Consider the following 22264-nt stretch of genomic DNA (forward strand, 5'->3'; position numbering starts at 1 on the left):
TTATGTTGGGCGGATATGACAGCTTGTCGTTCGCCAAGGGGATTAAACGTCCTTGCCGGCAGAATATTCCTCATAACCCGCAGCCAGGCTGGCGCCGATATGACGAAACGGCTCTGGAGGCACCCAACTGGGTTGGCTGTGCTGTTGGATAAAGCTCAGCTCAGGGCTTTCCACGCCAGCGATAAAGTCCGCCATGTAGTGGCCCAGGTAGGTTCCTTTGGCCACACCGGCACCGTTCATACCGGCAACGGAATAGGTGTGTTCGCCAATCTGCTCAAACAGGGGATCCTTGTTCAGGGTGATACAAATATTACCTGACCAGGTATATTCAAAACCCGCGTGGGCCAGGTGGGGGAAGCGATTGACTAGCGACTGCTGGTGTTTTTGCCGCGCTTTGTTAAAGGCCTTGCGATTATCCATTAAGGCCGCACGAATACTGTTGCGAATCAACAGACGCTTATCGGCTGTAAATCGGATACTGGTGCCCGCCGCATGAGCGGAGCGAATCGCATATTCGTTAATCCCTTTAAACGCTTCCAGCTCCTTGCCACTTAATGGGCGGGTTATGCTGGAATAGGTAATCATTGGAGCTATACGATTGTTACCGGCTTTTAAACTTTCATTAAAGGCATTAGCCGCAAATACAAGCTTGCCCGCACAGATACTGCCGTGATCGAAGTGCAGAGTTGGTGTGCCGTCTAAATCTATACGGCGCACGGGGGCGTTTTCAAACAGGTCGACGTTGTTCGGCAGGATTTTGGCTAACCCCATAATCAGTGACGCCGGGTTAACAACGACCATGCCTTGGGTGTAAATCGAATGGGTATAAAATTCTGTGCCCAGTCGCGTGGTAGATTCCGCTTGATCAAGCCGCTCGTAAGGTTCGTTAATCGCATCAAGCATGCGGGCGAAGTTATTCAGTATCGGTATATGTTTGGTTTCGTGAATTGCGGCGTATTTGCCGCTATCGCACCAGTCCACTGCTAGATTGTGCGCATTCACTTTCTCACGCAAACACTCGATGGCAAACTTGTTTAAGGCAAAGCTTTGTTGCTCTTTGCTGGCGTTAATATTGTCACCCACGGCACTTAGCGGCAGATCAACAACATAGCCTGAATTTCGCCCTGATGCGCCCTGACCAACACGCAAGGCTTCGACGATGGCAATCTTGCTTTGTGGGTAGTGTTCAGCAAGGCGGGAGGCAGTGGCCATACCGGTATAACCTGCACCAATGATGACAAAGTCATAGTTTGATTGGCCACTGTGGGTTTTACCCAATATCTCATCTTTATAGGGCGACATTTCATACCAGCCGATATCGCCATCGAGCTGCGGGTGTTTTTTTATGGTATTCATGGTCTGCTCTCTTCGGTTACGTAGCTCAGCGACGTACGGCTTTCTGGTGAGGTGCTCACGTGAGTACTGGCGCGATCTTTAAGGATCTGCTGGTTTTTTTGTTGCCTGATCTTATCAATAGGAAAGTTGATCATTGTTTTCACAATAATCAGATTGAGAATGAGGGACGGCACAATAAAGAGAATTTTAAATTCAGTGATATCTTCCGCTGTGTTCACCTCGCCGGGAGCAAAACCGATGGCATCCAACACAATATAGGTAAAGCCGATGGCTATGGCGTTACCAATTTTGTCGGTCATGCTGTAAATGGCAAAAAATAAACCGGTACGGTTATGGCCGGTTTTTATGGTGTCCTCATCAATCACATCGGCGGCCATTGAGCGCAACAAGAATGCGGGAGAGCCCATATAGATACCCATAATCATCATGGTGAGTGCGGTGAGTAGCGGTGATTGCGGAGGTAGAAACCACAGCAGGTTCAGGCTGAGCGCATAGAGAAACACACAGCCACACAGCATGGCATGTTTACTAAAGCGCCCGCTAATGGAAATGACAATGGGGACTATGGCGATACCGCTGGCAAAGTTAAGTAGCAAGAAGGCACTGGAGAGCTGACCCAGTTGCAGAATGTCTGAGGCATAGAATAAAAACAGACCGCCGGTAATGCCGACGCTGACGCCTGTGAACATACCGCCAATTAATATTTTCCGCATCTCGGCGTTATGCCTGATGATTTCCCAGCTGGCTAAAAGTGAAACATGCGGGGTCTCATGATGATTGGGGCGTTCGCCGACTTTGGTTACCGCCCAGAGGACAGTGAGTGGCAATAAGATAATCACAAACCAACCCATGGAAGCCATGCGGGCTGCGCCCACATTGTCCGGGTTGAATTGCTCAATTACTGCCGGTAAACCCAATACGCCGATAGCGCCGATTAGAATAGCGATTTCACGGACACCCTGAATACGAGAGCGTTCGTGGTATTGGGGGGACAGCTCTGCGCCCCAGGCCATGTGCGAGACTGATAACAGCGTCCAGGCGATATACATAATCAGCATCCAGGTGATCAGGTAGAACGCAGTCACATCGTCCGGGTTGGGTAAGAACAGCTTCCAGGCTGCCAGAACCATAATCGGCACCGACAGTGCAATCCAATGCCGGCGTCGGCCCCAGCGAGACGGAAAACGATCAGACAAAACACCCAGAACCGGGTCGGTAATGACATCCCAAATACGGGCGAGCATAAACACGACGCCCACCACGGTAAGCCCCAGGCCCATATCCTGAGCGTAGAAGGGTGGCAGGTAAATCGCGACGGGAACACCCATGGCGGCGATGGGTATCGCGGGGCTGGCATAGGCCAGTAATGCGCCCGATTTTAATCGTCCGGATTTGTGATGCAAGAAAACCTCCCACCAGGAAAAGTGCATACTGTGGTGAGATTATTCTAGGGAAATGGCGTTGGTGTAGCCTGACAATAGAAGACTAAAAACAGACAATATGTGTCATTGTCAGAATGCAGTGTGTCCCTGAGAGACAGCTACTTTAATGGGCGAGTACTGTGGTGAGTGCTTAATGGGGAGAATGCTGTTTACGGTATTCCAGAGGTTTGCTGCCGGTTAAGCGCTTAAAAGCCCTGTCAAAGGCACTGGAATCGGCGTAGCCCAGTTTGTGGGCCAACTCGGTAATACTGGCACTGGTTTTTGACAGGCTTTCCTTGGCAATATGCAGCACAATTTCTTCACGCAGGGCGTTAAAGGTCGTGCCGTTTTCACTTAATCGGCGGTGCATGGTGCGACGGCTCATACCCAGTTCGGAGGCCACATTGTCGGCGGTGATTTCGGTGTTGCCGAGATTGGAGCTTATAAGCAGACGGATATGATCCAGCAGGGAATCCGAGACTATATGATCTTTCAGTGTTTGCAGTACCTGATTTTCCAGTAACTCTAAAAGCTTGGGGTCAAAGTCATTATTGGCGTACTGCATTAAATCTTTGGGAAAGCTGACACCGCTAAAAAAGTGGTCGAAAATCACCTCGCCCCCCAAGGGGAAATCTTTTAACACCTCAGCAGGCGGCTGTGAGTGTTCGAAATAAATACGTTCGGGCTGCCAGTGATCATCCTGCAAAATATGTCGAATCATCAGGATATATTGTGTGATTGTCATTTCCATCGACTGACGGGTTTTCTCTGGTGAGCTATTGGATATTTGATAGGTCAGAATACAGTTATCACTTTCTTCTATCAGTGAAGTACTGGCTTCTGGAGTGAGAATCACAATGTAGTTGTGGAGCAATTCCAGTGCGCGTTCAAAGGTTGGCGCGTTGCGTAGCATATAGCCCAGCATACCCAAGTCGCTGGTCTGGCAGGCCAGTCCCATCTCAATTCCCAGGTAAGGCCTGTTGCTGGTTTCGGCCGCCAATTCCATCAGCTCATAATACTTAATCATGCTGATACTGCCGTTATCGGCTTCAACAACATCGTCGCTGATATTCAGCTGTTTATAGATATCAGTGGTATCAATGGAAAGACGCTGGAATTCCTGATGGAAGCGACGAATGTCGGGTTTTTGCGATTGAGTTTGTTGTTGTCTCATTGACTACGCCTTACCAACACCTGAGTGAAGTATGGCACATATTATCAATTTTTAGGCGAGCTTTGCAAAGCAGCAAGAACGTGCTTTCCATAGAATGGCTGTGGTGGATAACCCTTAAATAGCTAATAAGTAATAGGTATAAGCATGAGTGTTTTTAATCACGAAGAATTCAGTGGCCACGAGCAGGTTGTTTTTGTATCTGATCAGTCCAGTGGTTTAAAAGCCATCATTGCCCTGCATGATACAACGCTCGGTATTGCCGCTGGTGGTATTCGCATGCGTGCTTATGAGGATAGCGAACAGGCGCTGGCTGATGTACTGCGTTTAAGTCGAGGTATGACCTATAAATCGGCACTTGCAGGTTTGCCATTAGGTGGAGGAAAAACAGTAGTCATCGGAGATCCTGCAACAGCGAAAACACCGGAGTTGTTAGAAGCCCTGGGCAAAGCTATCGACAGTTTAGGTGGCCGTTACAGTGCGGGTGAAGATGTTGGTATGGGTGATGAAGATATGGAAGTTATTGCTCGTCAAACCTCTTACGTGGCTCGCGGTGAGGCGGCAGATACCGCACCGGATACAGCAAAGGGTGTGTACCTGGCGATGCAAACGGCTGTGCGTAATAAGCTTTCGCGCGATACGATGGCCGGCGTACAAGTTGCGATTCAAGGCATGGGTAAAGTGGCGTTTCACCTGGCTGAATTACTGGTAAATGATGGTGCGAAAGTTGTTGCTACTGATATTGATCAAGCAGTTCTTGATCGAGCAGTGACAGAATTAGGTGTTGAAACCGTAAGCCCTGAAGAGATTACCTATCTTGATGTAGATGTGTTTGCGCCTTGTGCCCTCGGAGCCATTCTGAACAATGAATCAATCCCCCAGATACAAGCCAGCATCATTTGTGGCGCGGCGAATAATCAATTAGCAAAACCTGAGCATGATCAGTTGCTCAGGGAGCACGATATTTTATTTATGCCGGATTATGCGATTAATGCGGGCGGTATTATTTCTGGCGCTTGTCGCTTTGCGGGTTTGGATGATGCCACCCGAGAGGCCATGCTCGCTAAAATCTCGACCACCAGTCAGCAAATTATCGATCTGGCCGACGAACAGAATATTGGTACTCAGCTGGCGGCAGATCAATTAGCCGAACAAATCATCACCGCGGCTAAGTAGCTACTCTCAACTTTTATCAAGGAAACGCGCTGAACATCTCTCTCTCCGTTTTATGCTCATTTAGCGCATTGCCTTAACCCCCCATCAGTTTGATGGGGGTTCTTTATTCACTTTATCCTTTATGTCTGCACACACTATGTCTACTGATATTGAAATTATTGATGCTCACTTTCACCAGTGGGATCCAGCCAATACTCCGCATGCCTTGCGTCCATTAGCCAAACTGTTGGGGTGGAACCCATCGCTGTACCACTGGGCAGCCAAAAAGGCGATGCCTGCATCGTTAGTTTCATCATTAGGTGGGCGGGTCGATCATTTATGCCAGCCATATTTACCACAGAATTATCAGCGTGATATCAACGGTCATAATGTCATTGCCGGTGTTTGTACGCCCTATAGTTGGCAGGTGAAATCCGAACCTGAGCGGGCACAGGAAACGGCTTATCTTCACAATCTTTATGCCTCCAAACCCGCTGATGTAACAGTAGAGTTAGGCGCTATTGTCGGTAATGCGCATTTAGAAAAGACTGACAGTTTAAGAGGCGTGTTGGCTGCGCATCAACAGGCTAGCCCCAAGTTTGCTGGCATTCGGGATATGATCGATTGGAGTGATGACCCCGCATTGGCGCATCACGCTCGGGAAAAGAATATCCATAAAAGTAAAGCGTGGCTGCAGGGGATGGAGATTTTAGCCGAGCATGACTTGCTTTTTGATGCGTTTGTTTTGCATCACCAGTTACATGAATTTAGCGAGTTAGCTAAGCAATTCCCTGATACCACCATGATTCTCAGTCATGCGGGTACGCCGGTAGGCGTGATGGGGCCCTATGCCGGTTACGGTGAAACGCCCGAGCAGCGTGATCGTATTTTGAAAGAGTGGCAGGCAGGTATGGCTCGCCTGGCTGAAAACCCGAATGTGGTTGTTAAGTTAACGGGGCTGTTTCTTGCCAAATTGGGTTGGGGTTTGCAGTACCGTAAAGATGCACCGACAGCGACTGAGCTTGTAGATCGTTTACAACCTCTGGTCGATTTTGTTATCGAGCAGTTTGGTGTAGAGCGTTGTATGTTCGGTTCGCACTTTGCCCCTGATCGCACGTCAATCAGTTATTCGCAGCTCTACGATGTTTATAAACAAATAATACAGGGACGGCCTCTAGAGCATCAGCAAAAGTTATTAGCAGACAATGCTCGGCGGGTGTATCGAATCAAGCTGTAACAGGTAGTGTTTCCAGGGATGGATCTTGGTCACAGATGGAAGCCAGGGTATGCCGGGTATATACTTCAGGGGAACTTAATAAAACCCCGGTGTTGTTATGTCAGGTTTTAGCCGAGCTGCATTTCTTGTGGCTTTGCTTGGTGCTCTGTTACCTTTCCATTCATCTTCTAATACTGGGGCTGACACCCAACAGTCCCGTCCTCTTGTGGCTGCTGTTTATCAGGAACTACAACCCTTTAGTTATATCGATAAAGACGGACAGGCATCCGGTATATTAATTGAGTTTCTGGAATTACTTTCGGAGAAAATGGGTGAGGGCATTGAGTATAGAGCCTTGCCGCATGGAAGAATTATTGCGGAATTGGTATCTGCAGAGGTCGATATAGCATTGGTTTTGATGATCCCGGGAGAGATCGATTTGCCCCCGGTGGATTCGGTGAAAGTGACGCCAGGGCCAATCTTTAAGATGCCTTTGAACTATTACATAAATGCTAGACGACGCCCTCAAAAACCTTATCCAGAAACGATTGAACTCTTGTCCGATTTATCGGGCTTTCGTGCAGGTTTCCTAAGAGCGGGTTCCTCTGATGCTCATACGTCCCTTCAGAAGAAAAAGTATGTGGTTTATTTCAATTCCAACGAGAGCATGGTCAAGTCTCTTTTGGCGGGGCGAATAGATTTTGCCTTGATGGATCCGCTAACCGTCCGTTATTGGAATGACAGGTTATCCGCTGACATGGTGATGAAATACCCGGTGATCGAAGCTTCTATCCACCTCGGGTTTTCCAGTCAGAAGCTAACAGAAAAGGCCGACTTGTTATGTCGTGATTTCTGGGCCAAATTGGTTGAGCTAAAGCGTCAGGGTGAGTTGATCAGGCATTTTAGCGATTATAACCTGGCGTCGTTTGGCACAAACCTGCTACCCCGTATTGAGAAAGCTACTGCCTGCACCAGCATCCGGCAGCTCATATCTTCAGCAGAAAAACCCTAAAGTTATTCCTCTTGAGGTCGATAAGTCTGGACTACCCCAGATTTATCGAGGGATGACATGGACGCAATACAGCTCAGACAGGCCGGATTGGCTTCTGCAGGTCTCAATCTGCAGGTTTCAGAACAGTCACCTCAGCAGTTTCAACAGGCGGTGACCAATAAGTCAGCTGATTCTCTTCCTGATCTATTATCAAATCAGAGCCTCAATCCAACCTTTGAAGTAACCACGGTAAACGACAGTGTTACTTTTAGCCACACCCAAAGGGCGGATGACACCGAGCTTTATGAGCCTCAGGCACTGCAACGGCAGGTCCGATTTAGCCGTGCTTCCGAAGACGAATTCAAAAACCCGATAGACCAGCGCCTGGCATCAGGCTTGGAAGATTTTAATGACAGCAGTCGCTGGGGGCGTACAGCGTTTACTCTGGGGGATTTGATTAAAGGTGATTACACCGAATATCAACAGCATGCCGAAAACTCCATAAGTTCAGCCAAAACAGAGCTGGGCGCATTGGCGCTGGATAATCGCAAGGCGTTCAGTACGACTACACAGGCGGAGTTAACCCTTCAGTTAACCACACGTGATGGCGATGTGATCACCTTTTCCTATGCCATGAATGCTGGCATGGCTGAACAGAAAGATGCCGGCACTTATAGCTTCCAGGAGATCGCTTTAAATTACAGTGTTGAAGGTGAGTTGTCTGAAGAAGAGAAAACTGCCCTGGCTGAATTTGCCAAGGGACTCGGTGCTTTTGCGCGGGATTTCTTTACCAACCCCGAAGCTACGCCAGATCTGGGCTCGTTGAAGCTCTTTGACAGTAAGTTAATTGCCGGTGTGAATCTGGAATTACAGGGCTCCGATGCTTCCTTTGAATTAACCCTGGAAGATGCCGAAGAAACACGCAAGCTGGATATCACCTGGACTAATAACGAGTCCCAATGGGATAGTGGAGCCAAAGAAGGCCGTTCCAGTAATACCCTGCAATTGTTGATCAACAAACATGGGGCGACTGAAGGTAGGCATATTCAAAAAGATTTAGCCTTATCACAGCAGCAGGATATTATTCGTGAGTCGCTAACGGATGCCAGAGCTACCAGTCAGCAGCAAAACTATATTCAAAATGCATTCAGTGCTATTCACCAGGATCTCTATTTCCTGCCGCCAGAAGGCAGTGATGCCATGGTTACAGGTTTAGCAGATTATTCACTGACGTTTGCAGGCGAGTTGGAATTGCCGATGCGTTCCTCGGAAGTACTGGATGCCAAGGTGGGTGAAACTGCAGAGAATCTAAAGGGCAATCAGAACAGTGGTTTGTATGAGGGGATAAAGGATTTCCAGTTATCTCAGGAAACCACCATTGAGGAAAGTCGGGATCTACTGGAAATAACCCAACAGCAAAAAATGAAGTTGGATGCAGATTTCTTCAGCGCCGCCCCGCATCTTGAAAATCCGGATTTTTCCCACCAGACCTTTATCCATCACACTATCGAGCGAGAATTCGAGATCGTCAGTCATCAGCAGTATGATGATCTCGATCTAATCTCTGCCACCATCAGCCAGCATTATAGTAACCAGGAAACCATCACTGAGTACAACGAGGGCAAGGTGGTAGATCGCTGGGAGAAAAACAAGCAGGTGGATAAACTGGTGGATAACACCGAACTGCTGCGTGACGGGGTGACCCATCAGCAGCAGCTGGATTTAGTCGAAAATCTACTGGCAGCAAAGATTTTCTAACTATTGCTTTTAAGACCCTACTCGCCCGCCACCTTTCTTGCGAATAGCCAATACACTCGGGCGTGGCGGTAATGAATCATCAAAATCCGGCCAGCGATGCACGGGATTATCAAAAGTAGAACCATCGGCATCCGCCGGGTGTTGCACCGCGAGAAACAGGGTTTCGCCGTCCGGGGTAAACTCCGGGCCACAGATCTCTGCACCTAAAGGACAGCCAAAGAAATGTTTCGGCAGGGCGCGGTAAGGGCCCGAGGTTGGCATAGCCCACAGGCCGTCGTGGAAGTGAAACTTTTCGCAACCGTCGGTGGCGACCCACATATTCCCCAATTTATCGAAAGCGAGGTTATCTGGGGTGGCAAACCAACCATCTTCGGTAACCGTTTCACCTTTAGGGCCGGTACCATAAAAACCGCGTTCATTCTGGTTGCCGCTGTTCGGGTGGCCGCCCAGAATAAAGGTATTCCAGTTAAATTTCAGTTGCGTATGATCACGATTACCGTCTTTGCCAGGATGGAGTATCTCGAGAATATGGCCAGCGGTATTTTTCGGGCGCATATTGCCGGGATCCGTGGTTTTACGTTTTTTATTTTTGGTCAGCATCACATAGGTACAATCGTTAACCGGGTTGGTTTCGATATCCTCCGGGCGATCCATTGGTGTGGCGCCAATCATTTCCGCAGCTCGGCGACATTCAATCAATACATCCGCCTGGGAGTGAAAACCAAACCTGTCGATCAGGAATGACTGCCCGTACACCAGAGGTAACCACTCACCGCTACCGTCTTCGTTTAGGCGTGCGGCGTACAAGGTACCTTCTTCAAGCAAGCCTAGGTTGCTTTCATAGTCATCTGGGTTGTAGTTATTGCTGGAAACAAATTTGTAGAAGAACTGGAATTCATCATCATCGCCAGTGTAAGCCACAATCGGTTGGCCGGGTTTGGCTACAATGGTCGTGCCCTCGTGCTCAAAGCGGCCCAGCGTGGTTAGCTTGCGAGGCTTGGAATGTGGATCATAGGGATTAAATTCCACCATCCAGCCAAAGCGGTTGGCTTCGCGGGGTTCTTTTTCGATATTAAAACGCGGTTCGTGTTTACCCCATTGGCGGTTGTCGCTGCTGCCAATGCTTAAGCGTTCATAGTTATCGCGTTCTTTGGCATCATCACCCTGCAAGCTATTGAGGTCGCCCATAAAGGCGCCACCAAAACCTTCTTCGGCAATCAGTACCGTACCCCATGGGGTTTTACCGCCAGCACAGTTGCCCAGGGTGCCGTACACCTCGGTACCTGTTGGATCGGCGGCTGTTTGCAGGCGCGGATTACCGGCTGCAGGGCCAGTGATTTGCATAGGTGTCGTTACAGTAATCCGACGGTTGTAGTCACTGTCTTTAATTACGCGCCATTGGTCACCGTCAAGTGCCACTTCCATAATGGTGTGGCCGCAGGCTTGATGTTCAATCGCAATATGTTCTTTGCGTGTATTTAGCTCACCGTCTTCTTCGTTCTGGTAGCCGCTAAACATTAAATGCGGTTGTGTGTATTCGTGGTTAATGCATAGCAAGCCACGCTGGCTATTACCACTCTTGGCGTGTTGCATGCTGTTATCAGCTTTATCCTGCAGTGGCATAAAGCCAATAAAGTCATTGTTGTAGCCAAAGCGCGTCGCTTGCTGTTCTGCGGTTAGCGTGGCAGGTGCAAAGGTGTCTTCGTTAGACAGTGAATCGCCCCAGCTCATAAGCACCTGTGACTGATAACCTTCTGGAATGTGATGTTGGTGATCAAGGCTGTGCGGAATTTCAGTAAAGCTGAGGCTGTTGCTTTGATCACTACAGCCACTGAGCTGGCCAGCAACTGTAGCGGTGGCAGCAATGGCTGCGCTACCTTTACCGGTATTTTTCAAAAATGCACGACGACTTAATGCGTTACCTGTTTTCTTTGAGGATGTCATAAGGCTTCACGAAGTGTTATTTGATTACGTAATGTGCTGGGCAGTAAGCCTGTCCAGCGTTTAAAAGAGCGGCGGAAGTTGGCGTTGTCATTGATGCCGAGTTTTTGCGCGATGGCTTCGTTGGTCATGTCATCGATGACCATATAGGACAGCGCCAGTAACTTTTTGGCTTGATCCAATTCGTATTGAAAATTGGTTTGGTGATGCTTTAATCGACGTTTCATGGTTGCAGGACTTATACGAAACGCATCACAGCAGCTTTGCAGGGTGACAGTTTCTTTAGGAATTTTCCGCAACATGTAACGATGCAGGGATTCGACAAACCCGTAACGGCCTTCCAGGCGACGGATAATATGGCGACAATCCCGTAGTGATTGTTGACGAATCAGGTCACTGGATTCTGAAAGTGGTTGTTGGGCTAATGTGGTGGGGATTAATAGCCCGGTGACAGGTGCGTTATATTGAATTTGTGATCCAAGATAGGTCGCCAGCTGGGCGTTGTTTTCGGGTTGATCGAATTCCAGTAAGAATGACAAGCTACTGCTATCGAGGTGATAGTTCTTTATTAGGGTAACCAGCGATGACAGAAAGCTCTGCTTAATAAACGCTGCTTGAGTACCCAGGCCACAGCCGTCGGCTATGACCAATGCATAAAAGCCACGATTGTGCGTAAGGTGCAAGCAGACAAAAGGAAAATACAGGCGGCATTGATTACGGATAATTTCCAGTAGGTTAACAACATGGCTGGCGTTGCTGATCGCTTTTAGCAAATCGCCGCTAATCGCATAGGGCAGACGTCGGCCAAACCGTAGTGCCAAGTCACCACGTTTGTCCTGTCTTTGCATATTTTGGCACAAGCGTAAAAATTGCTCGCTGCTTATTTGCTTCTCATTACGGGCAATATCTTCCAAAAAAATGCCTGTGCCCCGTAGGGCAGCGGCTGTATCCAGGCGAGCATTTTGCCCCAGCTCAATAATGGTAGCTGGCAGTTGCCCCAGAGGAAGAATTTTGTCGTCGCAATAGAAGAAGTTCAGCATCTTAGGCAACCACCTTGAGCTGTTGGCGTTGTTCCTTTTTTTCGCGTTTACGCTGTTCGAGCATGCGGTTAGCGGTATTGACAATATGCTGAGCGCTGGTGCCATCAGTTTGATCGGCTACAGCGTGAGTGAACTCGATATGAATAGCCTGCGTGTTGCTTCCGGTGTGGAATGACAAGCTGTGCAAGGAGCGACTGATTTCGGTAGCCATTACCTCGGCTGTACTGCGAGCAGTGCTTGGCAGCAGGACGATAAAGCGATCACTCGCATAACGGCAGGCCAAATCGTTACGGCGGATATTCATTACAATCAGGTCAGCAACTTGTTTTAATAAACGATCACCTTCTGCATCACCGTATTGACGGTTGAAACTGTCGAAACCGTCAATATCAAACAGCATAATAGCTGTGGCTTCGTTGCTTGCCTGTTGGCTCTCCAGTTCAAATTTAATTTGTTGTTCCATATACGGCGCGGTGTAGAGCCCGGTGATGTAATCGATGGAACTGTGTTCCCTATAGAAGCGTTCCCGGCGACGCAATTGCTCGTTGATAGCTTGTTGTTCCTGACTCCATAAATACAGTCCATAGGCCAGAATGCAAATGCCGATGGGTGCAATGACCGATTCGATGGCATCATCGAATAACATGCTAGGGGTGAGTACAAAGATTTCATCGAGAATATCTTGCAGCATGGCGGCAGAAAAACAGATAAAGCCGATTGTCAGCATATTGGTGACCTGACCACGTGGTCGGCTATGCAAAATAAATCCGGCAAACAACAGTGATAAAGCCAGTGTCGATCCTTCACCGAAAATATCCAGCCAGGTGATATCAGTAAACGCTTTCACATCACCCAGAATCGCATTGCCGGTAAATACCAAAGCCAGGCTCAGAATAAGCCAACAGATTTTTAGAGTATGAAGATGAGCCTGGGTTTTCATAAATTCGCCTGAATCCTAAACAAACTAAATGCGACAATTCTATGATGCTTATATGACAGTAGGGCGACAGATATTGCTTGCAGCCCCTTGAATTTACTGGCCAGTTTACTGACTTGATATGTGCTGATAAGGGTCAAAAGAGATCACACAAATTGGCGGCCAGATCTGTCATATTTCTCTGCCATTGGTATCAGTTACCTTATCTTGCTGTTTTTCAAACGTTTTTTGTTTTTCCTGGCTTGGCGTTAGCTCATTTGACTGGGTTAATCTGGCTCAAATACCTGATAAATCCCATCCAAAATCCCTGAAAAGTGGCTGGCCGGCCTGGCCTGTCTTAATTCTGTCACCCTGCTGTCACAGACTACTTCTACTTTTTCTGGCGTTCGTTAACTTCAACCAAAAGTATGAGCCTGTTGTTCTGTCTTGGGGATTGACGGCCGGCTCTGATAGCCAACCAACTATAAAGACTGTGATTGGGGATACCATGATTAAGAAATTGGGGTTCAATAAAGGTGGATTGAAAAAAGCATCCATCACCACACTGATGGCAACGGGTGCATTCTTTTGCGCGCTGAATGCCAATGCTGATGGCCGACTGGAAGGTCGTATCAGTGATACGCAAGGTAAGGTTTACTTCGATGGCGCTATTGTTCGCTTAAAAGAACTGAAGCTGGAATCCAGCTCCAGCAACGGCGGTCGCTTCTCGTTTAATTCTGTACCTGCTGGCACCTACACTTTGATCGTTGATTACCTGGGGGCTGAGTCTGTTCAGCAACTGGTTAATATCACCGATGACAACACTACGCGTGAAAGTATCAAAATTGGTGAGAATGTCGATACCATCGAGAACGTGATTGTAGTTGGTCAGGCCGCAGGTGCTAACAACGCTTTGAATAAGCAGCGTGCAGCGGATAACTTCAAATCTGTCGTATCTGCTGACTCCATTGGTCAATTCCCGGATGAAAACGTCAGTGAAGCCTTACAGCGTGTACCAGGCGTATTTATTGAACGTGACCAGGGTGAAGGTCGTTTTGTTGGTGTTCGTGGTATCGATCCTAACTTGAACAGTGCTTCTATTAACGGTGTAAATATTCCTGCCCCTGAGCGTGATCGTCGTTCTGTGGCTTTGGATGTGATTCCATCTGGCCTGCTGGAAGGTTTGGAAGTTACTAAAACTGTTACCCCGGATATGGATGGCTCTACCATTGGCGGTAATATTGAAGTTAAAAGCCTTTCTGCTTTTGATCGTGACGGTATGAGCTACAAAGTGTCTGCAGAAGCCAACCACAACGATCTGGAAGGCGAAACCAGTCCTAAAGTTGCTGGCTCTTTCACCAATGTATTTGATGTGAATGGCGGTGAATTGGGCGTTGCGGCTGCAGTCAGCTGGCAGGAGCGTGAATTCGGCTCTGAGGTAATGGAAGGTGACGGTGAATGGGACTCTGATATTGATGGTGCCGGTACCCGCGGTCCTAAAGAACTTCAGCAGCGTGACTACGAAGTAGAGCGTGAGCGTTTAGGTTTGGCTTTCAATCTGGACTGGCGTCCATCTGATACCTCTGAGTACTACCTGCGTACTTTGTACAGTGAGTTTGAAGATCAAGAATATCGTCAGCGCACTAAGTACAAGTTTGAAGATGGCTCATTGAACAGTATTGATGCAAATTCTGCTACTTGGGATAACGCTGAAATGCGGCGTGATTTTAAGGACCGCTATGAAGAGCAGAAGATTATTTCTGTCGTTCTGGGTGGTATGAATATGGTTGATGATTGGACCTATGAATACTCCGTAGGTTACTCCAAAGCTGAAGAGAATGAGCCTGGTCGCCGTGATACAGAGTTTGAAGAAATAAACCCTATTACTCAGATGGGTTATACAAATCTGGGGGAAACTCCAGATCTGTTTGCATCTTCAAATGCTTTCGATGCAAATAACTTCGAATTGAAAGAAATTGTTCTCGAAGATAATAAAACTGAAGACGAGCAATTCACTTATACCTTCGATATTACTCGCGAAATGGAATTTAACGGTCATCCGGGTTATGTCAAATTCGGTGCGAAAATGACTAATCGCGAAAAAATCGATGACGTTAATGCCGAAATATATGATGAATTTGGTACCCTAACGGGCACTACCATGGATAACTTTGTCGATGGCTTGGTAAGCTATGATGTAGGTAACTTTGGTCCAAGTCTGAGCGAAAGTGCAATTGACAGCTTTATTGACGGAAATGTTATTGGTAGTACCGGTCTTCAGAGCTCTGACGCAATAGCAGAAAGCGCTGTATCATCCGCTCGTGATTACACCATCAACGAAGACGTTAAAGCAGCTTATATTATGAGCCGTGTAGATATTAATGATCTTCGCTTGGTTTATGGTGTTCGCTATGAACAAACTGACTTTGAGGCAAAAGGTTTTGATGCTCGATTAGTAGATGGTGATAATGCTGAAATTGTAGCTAACAAATTTGATAAAGATTACAGCCATGTATTGCCAAGTATTAATGCTCGTTATCGTTTAAACGATACCATGCTGTTACGAGCAGCTTATTCGCAAACAATTGCTCGTCCATCATTTGGTGATGTGAATCCATCTCCTAGCGAGATCGAAATCGAAGAAATTGGTTCTTCGAACACTTACGAATTGAAAGTTGAAGCCGGTAACCCGGACCTGGATCCTTATGAATCTCAAAACTTCGATTTGGGTTTCGAGTTTTATCCAGGTGATATTGGTGCCTTTGGTGTATCAGCTTTCTATAAGAAAATCGATAATTTCATTTTCAAAGCTGAAACCAGTTCAATCGTAGATCCTGATACCTATGCGCCAGGTTACACGGTCGATTTGGATGAATACGAAGTTATCAAACCTCTTAACGGTAAATCCGCCGATCTCTACGGTCTGGAATTAACCTATACCAAAAGCTTTGAAAATGGCTTCCTGGTTCAAGCTAACGCCACCTTTACACAAAGTGATGCCGATCTTGACCTAGGGGTAGATGTTGATCGAGATACCAATATCGATCTTCCAGAGCAGGCCGACGAAGTCGGTAACCTGGTATTGGGTTATGAGAAAGGTCCTTGGAGTCTGCGCCTGTCAGCTGCTTATAAGAGCGAGCGTCTGATTGAGCTGGATCTGGAGGACGAAGCCAACGATTTGTATCAAGATGACCACATGCAAATCGATTTGACGGCCAAAATGGACGTGAGCGATAACATGCAGCTTTATTTCAACGCCATTAATATTAACGATGAGCCTTACTATCGTTACCACGGTAAGAGCAAATACAATGCACAATACGAAGAATATGGTCCTTCCTTCGTATTGGGTATTACTTACCGTAACTTCTAATAACGCAGTTTTTCCTCAAGACTAGGCCCGGCTCTGCCGGGCCATTTTTATTGCTCGATTAGTACAAAAAATATGAACATGAAAAGAAATCTGTTTATCTCTGCGCTGGCCGCTCTAACGACAGCTGGTATCGTGGGTGGTTGTCAGTTACAAGATTCTACCCTGCAATACCTGTCCAGTTCAGAATCCATTGAGGCTCTGGAATCCAAACGTATTCGAGCGGTTGCTGCCGAGAGTGGTGAACACTGGGTGCTGGCGTCCAGCGAAAGTCATGGCGTGGTGGTATTTGATCAGCAGGGTGATCAGGTTTCTCGTTTGTCTTTGGGTGAGGTGCAGTCGTTTGATATACGCTTGGATGCTTCTGCTCAGGGGTGGATTGCCGCTGTAGATGAAAAATCCAATCAGCTACGTTTGGCTCAGCTAGATTTACCAGAGCAAAATTTTAAGGAGATTAATGCGCAGCAGCGCTGGAATAGTGAACTCACCAGTGTGTGTTTATATCAGCAGCCTTATACAAACCAGCTGTATAGCTTTGTTGCTACCGAGGCAGGTTTAGTGCACCAAATGATGCTGGTCAATGTTCAGCAAAATCCCAGTTGGGTTGAAGTTAGAGCGTTGGCGGTAGGGCCAGAGGTTGCCGCCTGTAGTGCCAATGATGAACAGCAGCAGCTATTTCTTGCCCAGTTAGGGGTGGGCATATTGACTGTGAATGCCGATGAAGAGGCCGATCAGGGCCGAAGTATTTTGCAGGCCCAGACACCACTTGGCAAACTCACAACAGCGGTAAGTGATATACAGTGGTTGGCGGATAAGAAGCAGTTACTGATCACAGAAGAAGGTAACAATAAGGCCTGGTTGCACAGTTTGCGTAGTGGCCTACAGGCTTTGACGTTACCGGCATCGGATAGTGACTGGGAAATTACCAGTGTGTCCGCAGCATTTCCCGCAGATCAAGGGCTTTGGTATGCGGTTAGCGATGAAGGCGACCAGATTTTACACTTCGTTGGTAAATCCTTGCCTGCGACTAATTCTATCGACAACCATCAGGTGATCACGGCTTATGTTGCTGCTTCGGTAGAAACCGATGTAGTAAGCAGTTATGGCGATGCGGCAGATGACCCTGAAGTTTGGGTGAATGCTAACGATCCCGCACAAAGCCGAATTCTGGCAACCGACAAGCAAGCGGGTTTGATCGTTTATGATCTGCAGGGCAAGCAGCAGCAATTTATCGCCCGTGGCAAAGTGAATAATGTGGATATCCGTTATGGTGTGCAGCTAGGGGAAAAGCTGGTTGATTTAGCTATGGCTACCAATCGCAGCACTGGTGCTGTGGATATCTTTACCATTGATCCCGATACCGGTTTGGTGAAGCTGTTGAGTGCCAATGCGGTTAAAACGGATTTTGAGGATCCCTACGGTGGTTGTTTATATCAGTCACCTCAAAGCGGTGATGTGCATGTTTTTGTTAATGAAAAGAGTGGCCGTTACCAGCAGTGGCAGTTGATGCTGGAAGAGCGTCGTACTCGCGCCCGTTTGGTGCGTAGTTTTAGTCTGGAAGGTCAGCCAGAGGGTTGCGTTGCCGATGATCAACAGCAGCGCTTGTATGTTGGTCAAGAAGATTACGGTGTGTGGTCATTGGATGCTGAACCCGAAGCTAACACTGATTTAACGCTTGTAGATAATATCGAATCAGGTCGTCTGGTAGCCGATATTGAAGGCTTGAGTTTGTACCTGGGTGAAGGTGAAGAGGGGTATCTGGTTGTCTCCAGTCAGGGGGATGACAGTTATGCGTTGTATAAACGCGATAATCAGGAATTCGTCGGTCGCTTTAAAGTGACTGCCAATGCGCGTAAAGGTATCGATGGTAGCTCAGAAACCGATGGTTTGGCTGTAACCAGCGCTAACCTGGGTGGTGAGTTTGAGCGTGGGTTACTGGTTGTTCAGGATGGCCGTAATCTGATGCCGAGTCAGCGGCAGAATTTTAAGCTGGTGGCTTGGGAAGGTATTGAAGTAGCTTTGCAGTTGGAACCTGTGCAAGCTGTATCGCGGCGCTAAATTATTCTCACTATATTACTAGATGTCCGCCATTCCCGAGAAAGCGGGAATCCAGTTGGAAGTACGCGCGTATTTCATGGATTCCCGTTTTCGCGGGAATGGCATTTATAAAGCATTTTCGATCTTTTTGATGAGTGGATGTTAATAAGCGTCTGTTAATAAACGTAGATAGTTACGTCCGCCACCGAAACAACGGCAACGGCTGGTCACAAGCCTGTTGATAACCTTCACTGAAACTGTTCAGTGCCTTGGTAATCTCTGTACGATCAATCTCATCGTCCAGTTCAAAACTGTCAAACCCACAGCGCTTTAAATAAAACAACTGATCAAACAGAATATCACCACTGGCGCGTAGTTCACCGCGGAAGCCATAACGCTCCCTGAGAAGAGTCGCCATGGAAAAACCCTGACCATTACTGAACGCCGTAAAATTAATCACGATCAGATTGAAATGGCCAAGATCTTCCTGGCAGTCAATTAACTGTTGGTCCAGGTGAATAATCAGCCCCAGTGTGCGATTACTGTCTAATAACTGTGAACGGTGTGTCTGCCACAGCTCGGGTAGTAATAATATGCCGCCTTCTATACTGGACAGTTCTTGATTGCCATCCCAGAGATGCCAATTGTCGTCGACGATACGGCCGGTTCTAGCGAATACTGGCATAGGCCTGCTCCTTAAATGCTGCCATTCCAATACGTTCTAACGTGTTTAAGAAGTGCTCACCTTCGATACGTAACGCGACAAAGGTCTTTAATATTGATTGAATAACCGAGGGGATTTGCTGGCGCGAGAAAGCGGGGCCCAGCACCTTACCGATTGCGGCAGGTTGATTAAGGCGGCCTTCACTGCCTCCCAGGGTTACCTGATAAAACTCTTCACCTTTTTTATCCACACCCAGAATGCCGATATTGCCAGTATGATGGTGGGCGCAGGCATTCATGCAGCCGGAAATGTTCAGGGACAGTTCGCCGAGATCATAAACATAATCCAGATCGTCAAAATGTTGCTGAATAACATTGGCGACAGGAATGGATTTGGCATTCGCCAGCGCACAAAAGTCGCCGCCGGGGCAGCAGATAATGTCGGTCAGGGTATTGATGTTGGGGCTCACCAGCCCGTGATTACGTGCGGCTTGCCAGCACTCATAGAGTTTGTCGATGCGAACATCGGCCAGTACAATATTTTGCTGGTGAGTTGTGCGTACTTCACCATAGCTATAACGGTCTGCCAGGTTGGCGACGGCTTCCAGTTGTTCATCGGTAATATCACCCGGCGCTTTGCCCGGTGTTTTTAAGGATAGGACAGCGGCACAGTAGCCTGGAGATTTGTGCGAGCGCACATTGTGCATCAACCAGTGTTTGAACTGTGGTTGTTTATTTTGCCCCAACTCGCTTATGGACAAAGGTTTATCAAAGCTTTGATATTTTGGCTGACTGAAATGCTGTTTGGCCAGCTCGATATCCTGATCCCGTAAGGGGGAATAGTTGTCTTTGATCGCCAGCCACTCCACTTCCACCGCTTTGCGAAACTCTTCAACACCCATGGCTTTAACCAGAATCTTGATACGAGCCTTGTATTTGTTATCCCGGCGCCCCAAGCGATTATAAATGCGTAGAATGGCACACAGATAAGAGAGTAAATAACGCTGCGGTAAGAAATCACGAATACGCGGCGCAATAATCGGCGTTCTACCCTGACCACCGCCAACAAATACCTGAAAGCCCATCTCACCTTTGTCGTTATGGGTTAGGCGCAAACCTATATCGTGAAATTGCAGGGCTGCGCGATCATCAATAGAACCGGTAATGGCAATTTTGAATTTACGCGGCAGGAAGGCAAATTCAGGATGCAGGGTTGACCATTGACGAACCATTTCACAGTAGGGGCGCGGGTCAGCGACTTCGTCATCGGCAATAGCGGCAAACGCATCGGAGGTCACGTTGCGGATACAGTTCCCGCTGGTTTGGATGGAGTGCATTTCCACTTCCGCCAGCTCTGCCAGAATATTCGGTACGGCCTCCAGTTGCGGCCAGTTAAACTGAATATTCTGTCGTGTGGTGATGTGGCAGTAACCTTTATCGTACCGACGGCAGATATCCGCCAGCTTGCGCAGCTGATCGGAAGACAGCATGCCGTAAGGCACCGCAACCCGCAGCATCGGTGCCAGCCGTTGAATATACAGGCCGTTTTGCAAGCGCAGCGGCAGAAAAGCTTCCTCGGATAATTTACCGTCGAGATAGCGTTGGGTTTGCTCGCGGAATTGTTGCACCCGTTCGCGCAGTAATTGTTTATCGTAATGATCGTATTGGTACATGGCTATCTCTTAATCTGTTCCAGGTAGTGGAGCTAAAAAGCGAGTTATCTGTTGGGCGCTAATGTTGGGTTGCTGTAGCGACGTGACAACCACGGAGAAGGTGTCATTGGTGCGCTCTACCTTGTCTCGGGGAATACTGACGCGAATGGGCACAGCGAGTACTTCACTTTCTTCCAGTACGACTTTGCGCATGCCTTTAAAAACATAGGCAGGGTTACCTTCCAGGCTGATCTGGTAGCTCTGCTGGCCACGATCCATATTGTTAATTTTTACCGTGTATACGTTTTCAACACGCTGGTTAGCCAAGTGGAATAAATGACTGCCACGATCGCGCACCACATCGACGCTGAGTGGCGTGCGGCTGGCGGTCATGCCTATGAACAAACCGGTAATAATCACTGAAGACAGCAGGTAGCCGATAAAGCGGGGGCGCCAGATATGTTTCTTGCCGCCGTTAATAATGTCCTGGGTGGTAAAACGGATTAGGCCTCTGGCATATCCCATCTTGTCCATCACATTGTCACAGGCATCAATACATAAACCGCAGTCGATACATTCGGCTTGCAGGCCATCGCGAATATCGATATCCACCGGACACACCTGTATGCACCAGTTGCAATCAATACAGTCGCCGAGTCCCTGGGATTGGTAATCACTACTAGCTTTACGTGGCCCACGGTTTTCACCGCGCAGATGGTCATAGGTCACCAGCATGGTATGGTCGTCATACATTACCGACTGGAAGCGTGCGTAGGGGCACATATATTTACATACCTGCTCGCGCAGCCAGCCGGCGTTGAGGTAAGTAAACAGCAAGAAAAAGGCGACCCAGAAATAAGTCTCACCTGATGCTTTCAGGGTCGCAAAGTCCACAACCAGTTCACGAATACCGTAAAAGTAACCGACAAAGGTCAGGCCGGTAACCAGGGCTATCAGCAACCAGATACTGTGTTTGGCAGATTTGCGCCACAGTTTATTAAAGCCCTGTTTATCCAGGCTCCAGGGTTGCTGGTCGAGTTTGATGCGCTGGTTTCTGTCTCCCTCGCACTTATCTTCAGCCCAGATATACATCAGTGTCCAAACGGTTTGCGGGCAGGTAAAGCCGCACCATACCCGTCCCACCAACACTGTCACGGTAAACAATAAAAACGCTGCGATCATTAACAACCAGGCCAGTAAAATGCCGTCCTGGGGCCAGAAGGTCATCCAAAAGATATGAAACTTTTGGGCGCTCAGGTCGAACAGCATGGCTGGTCGGTTATCGATTTGAATCCAGGGAATCAGTAAAAAAGCAGCCAGCAGGGGAATGCCGGTATAGCGGCGCAGGCGTTGGTAAAAGCCTTTTACGCGGCGGGTATAAATTTTGTCGGCAGCTTGGTAGCGATCAACATAACGGACTGATGAATCAGAGCTACTGGCGATAATGTCGGGCATTTAGCCCTCCTTAACTTCACGGCGCATTGTGTAATTTGAATGTAAAAAGAGTGTGAGTAGCCCGACTTCTCTTTAACTAAGTGGCCTACTCACACTGAAGGCGCTGATGTGGCGAACGGGGA

General features: G+C 47.9%; 15 protein-coding genes. 6 read left to right on the forward strand and 9 right to left on the reverse strand.

The window, feature by feature from the left end; all coding sequences use genetic code 11:
- Positions 1–42: 42 nt before the first annotated feature.
- From ACGHZ6_RS03320 to ACGHZ6_RS03330, 3 genes are all read right to left on the reverse strand, one after another.
- Positions 43–1356, reverse strand: coding sequence for an NAD(P)/FAD-dependent oxidoreductase (locus ACGHZ6_RS03320; RefSeq protein ID WP_390617372.1), 1314 nt, complete (start codon positions 1354–1356; stop codon positions 43–45).
- A complete protein-coding gene (locus ACGHZ6_RS03325; protein WP_390617373.1) occupies positions 1353–2759 on the reverse strand; it encodes an MFS transporter in 1407 nt (468 codons plus the stop codon). The genes ACGHZ6_RS03320 and ACGHZ6_RS03325 overlap by 4 nt, the downstream gene beginning before the upstream one ends.
- Positions 2760–2928: 169 nt before the next feature.
- Complete coding sequence (locus tag ACGHZ6_RS03330) at positions 2929–3951, reverse strand: AraC family transcriptional regulator ligand-binding domain-containing protein (RefSeq protein WP_390617374.1); 1023 nt, start codon at positions 3949–3951, stop codon at positions 2929–2931.
- A gap of 144 nt (positions 3952–4095) precedes the next feature.
- Between ACGHZ6_RS03330 and ACGHZ6_RS03335 the strand changes: the two genes are divergently transcribed.
- The 4 genes from ACGHZ6_RS03335 (at position 4096) to ACGHZ6_RS03350 (ending at position 9068) form a co-directional block, all read left to right on the forward strand.
- The gene (locus tag ACGHZ6_RS03335; protein ID WP_390617375.1) at positions 4096–5124 is read left to right on the forward strand and encodes a Glu/Leu/Phe/Val dehydrogenase; all 1029 of its coding nucleotides are present in this window, start codon (positions 4096–4098) and stop codon (positions 5122–5124) included.
- Positions 5125–5260: 136 nt separating this feature from the next.
- Positions 5261–6340 carry an amidohydrolase family protein gene (locus tag ACGHZ6_RS03340; RefSeq protein WP_390617376.1) on the forward strand — a complete coding sequence of 360 codons (1080 nt, stop codon included), beginning with the start codon at positions 5261–5263 and terminating at the stop codon, positions 6338–6340.
- Between the two features lie 97 nt (positions 6341–6437).
- Positions 6438–7331, forward strand: a complete 894-nt coding sequence (locus ACGHZ6_RS03345; protein ID WP_390617377.1) for a substrate-binding periplasmic protein — start codon at positions 6438–6440, stop codon at positions 7329–7331.
- A gap of 57 nt (positions 7332–7388) precedes the next feature.
- On the forward strand, positions 7389–9068 hold the full coding sequence (locus ACGHZ6_RS03350; RefSeq protein ID WP_390617378.1) for a hypothetical protein: 1680 nt from the start codon (positions 7389–7391) through the stop codon (positions 9066–9068).
- Between the two features lie 9 nt (positions 9069–9077).
- Here the strand turns inward: ACGHZ6_RS03350 and ACGHZ6_RS03355 are convergent, their stop codons facing one another.
- The 3 genes from ACGHZ6_RS03355 to ACGHZ6_RS03365 are packed head-to-tail and all read right to left on the reverse strand — an operon-like array spanning position 9078 to position 12989.
- Complete coding sequence (locus ACGHZ6_RS03355) at positions 9078–11012, reverse strand: PhoX family protein (protein ID WP_390617379.1); 1935 nt, start codon at positions 11010–11012, stop codon at positions 9078–9080.
- Positions 11009–12049 (reverse strand): helix-turn-helix domain-containing protein, encoded by a 1041-nt coding sequence (locus tag ACGHZ6_RS03360; protein WP_390617380.1) that lies wholly within the window; start codon positions 12047–12049, stop codon positions 11009–11011. Before ACGHZ6_RS03360 ends, ACGHZ6_RS03355 begins: the two co-directional genes overlap by 4 nt.
- Position 12050: 1 nt before the next feature.
- Positions 12051–12989 (reverse strand): GGDEF domain-containing protein, encoded by a 939-nt coding sequence (locus tag ACGHZ6_RS03365; RefSeq protein WP_390617381.1) that lies wholly within the window; start codon positions 12987–12989, stop codon positions 12051–12053.
- Positions 12990–13473: 484 nt separating this feature from the next.
- Between ACGHZ6_RS03365 and ACGHZ6_RS03370 the strand changes: the two genes are divergently transcribed.
- Positions 13474–16338 (forward strand): TonB-dependent receptor, encoded by a 2865-nt coding sequence (locus ACGHZ6_RS03370; RefSeq protein ID WP_390617382.1) that lies wholly within the window; start codon positions 13474–13476, stop codon positions 16336–16338.
- Positions 16339–16410: 72 nt separating this feature from the next.
- Positions 16411–18393, forward strand: coding sequence for a phytase (locus tag ACGHZ6_RS03375; RefSeq protein ID WP_390617383.1), 1983 nt, complete (start codon positions 16411–16413; stop codon positions 18391–18393).
- Positions 18394–18565: 172 nt separating this feature from the next.
- Here ACGHZ6_RS03375 and ACGHZ6_RS03380 read toward each other — a convergent pair whose 3' ends face one another.
- The 3 genes from ACGHZ6_RS03380 to ccoG are packed head-to-tail and all read right to left on the reverse strand — an operon-like array spanning position 18566 to position 22142.
- Positions 18566–19057 (reverse strand): DUF934 domain-containing protein, encoded by a 492-nt coding sequence (locus ACGHZ6_RS03380; protein ID WP_390617384.1) that lies wholly within the window; start codon positions 19055–19057, stop codon positions 18566–18568.
- Complete coding sequence (locus ACGHZ6_RS03385; protein ID WP_390617385.1) at positions 19041–20708, reverse strand: nitrite/sulfite reductase; 1668 nt, start codon at positions 20706–20708, stop codon at positions 19041–19043. Before ACGHZ6_RS03385 ends, ACGHZ6_RS03380 begins: the two co-directional genes overlap by 17 nt.
- A gap of 9 nt (positions 20709–20717) precedes the next feature.
- Positions 20718–22142, reverse strand: coding sequence for a cytochrome c oxidase accessory protein CcoG (gene ccoG / locus ACGHZ6_RS03390; protein ID WP_390617386.1), 1425 nt, complete (start codon positions 22140–22142; stop codon positions 20718–20720).
- Positions 22143–22264: the final 122 nt, after the last annotated feature.

This window comes from Maricurvus nonylphenolicus, assembly GCF_042854845.1.
GTDB classification, from domain to species: Bacteria; Pseudomonadota; Gammaproteobacteria; order Pseudomonadales; family Cellvibrionaceae; genus Maricurvus; species Maricurvus nonylphenolicus.

Bases quoted from the DNA above. Each gene is read 5' to 3' on its own strand.
- ACGHZ6_RS03365 (WP_390617381.1), bottom strand. From the start codon at position 12,989: ATGAAAACCCAGGCTCATCTTCATACTCTAAAAATCTGTTGGCTTATT.
- ACGHZ6_RS03335 (WP_390617375.1), top strand. From the start codon at position 4,096: ATGAGTGTTTTTAATCACGAAGAATTCAGTGGCCACGAGCAGGTTGTT.
- ACGHZ6_RS03370 (WP_390617382.1), top strand. From the start codon at position 13,474: ATGATTAAGAAATTGGGGTTCAATAAAGGTGGATTGAAAAAAGCATCC.
- ACGHZ6_RS03340 (WP_390617376.1), top strand. From the start codon at position 5,261: ATGTCTACTGATATTGAAATTATTGATGCTCACTTTCACCAGTGGGAT.
- ACGHZ6_RS03375 (WP_390617383.1), top strand. From the start codon at position 16,411: ATGAACATGAAAAGAAATCTGTTTATCTCTGCGCTGGCCGCTCTAACG.
- ccoG (WP_390617386.1), bottom strand. From the start codon at position 22,142: ATGCCCGACATTATCGCCAGTAGCTCTGATTCATCAGTCCGTTATGTT.
- ACGHZ6_RS03360 (WP_390617380.1), bottom strand. From the start codon at position 12,049: ATGCTGAACTTCTTCTATTGCGACGACAAAATTCTTCCTCTGGGGCAA.
- ACGHZ6_RS03320 (WP_390617372.1), bottom strand. From the start codon at position 1,356: ATGAATACCATAAAAAAACACCCGCAGCTCGATGGCGATATCGGCTGG.
- ACGHZ6_RS03330 (WP_390617374.1), bottom strand. From the start codon at position 3,951: ATGAGACAACAACAAACTCAATCGCAAAAACCCGACATTCGTCGCTTC.
- ACGHZ6_RS03380 (WP_390617384.1), bottom strand. From the start codon at position 19,057: ATGCCAGTATTCGCTAGAACCGGCCGTATCGTCGACGACAATTGGCAT.
- ACGHZ6_RS03345 (WP_390617377.1), top strand. From the start codon at position 6,438: ATGTCAGGTTTTAGCCGAGCTGCATTTCTTGTGGCTTTGCTTGGTGCT.
- ACGHZ6_RS03355 (WP_390617379.1), bottom strand. From the start codon at position 11,012: ATGACATCCTCAAAGAAAACAGGTAACGCATTAAGTCGTCGTGCATTT.
- ACGHZ6_RS03350 (WP_390617378.1), top strand. From the start codon at position 7,389: ATGGACGCAATACAGCTCAGACAGGCCGGATTGGCTTCTGCAGGTCTC.
- ACGHZ6_RS03385 (WP_390617385.1), bottom strand. From the start codon at position 20,708: ATGTACCAATACGATCATTACGATAAACAATTACTGCGCGAACGGGTG.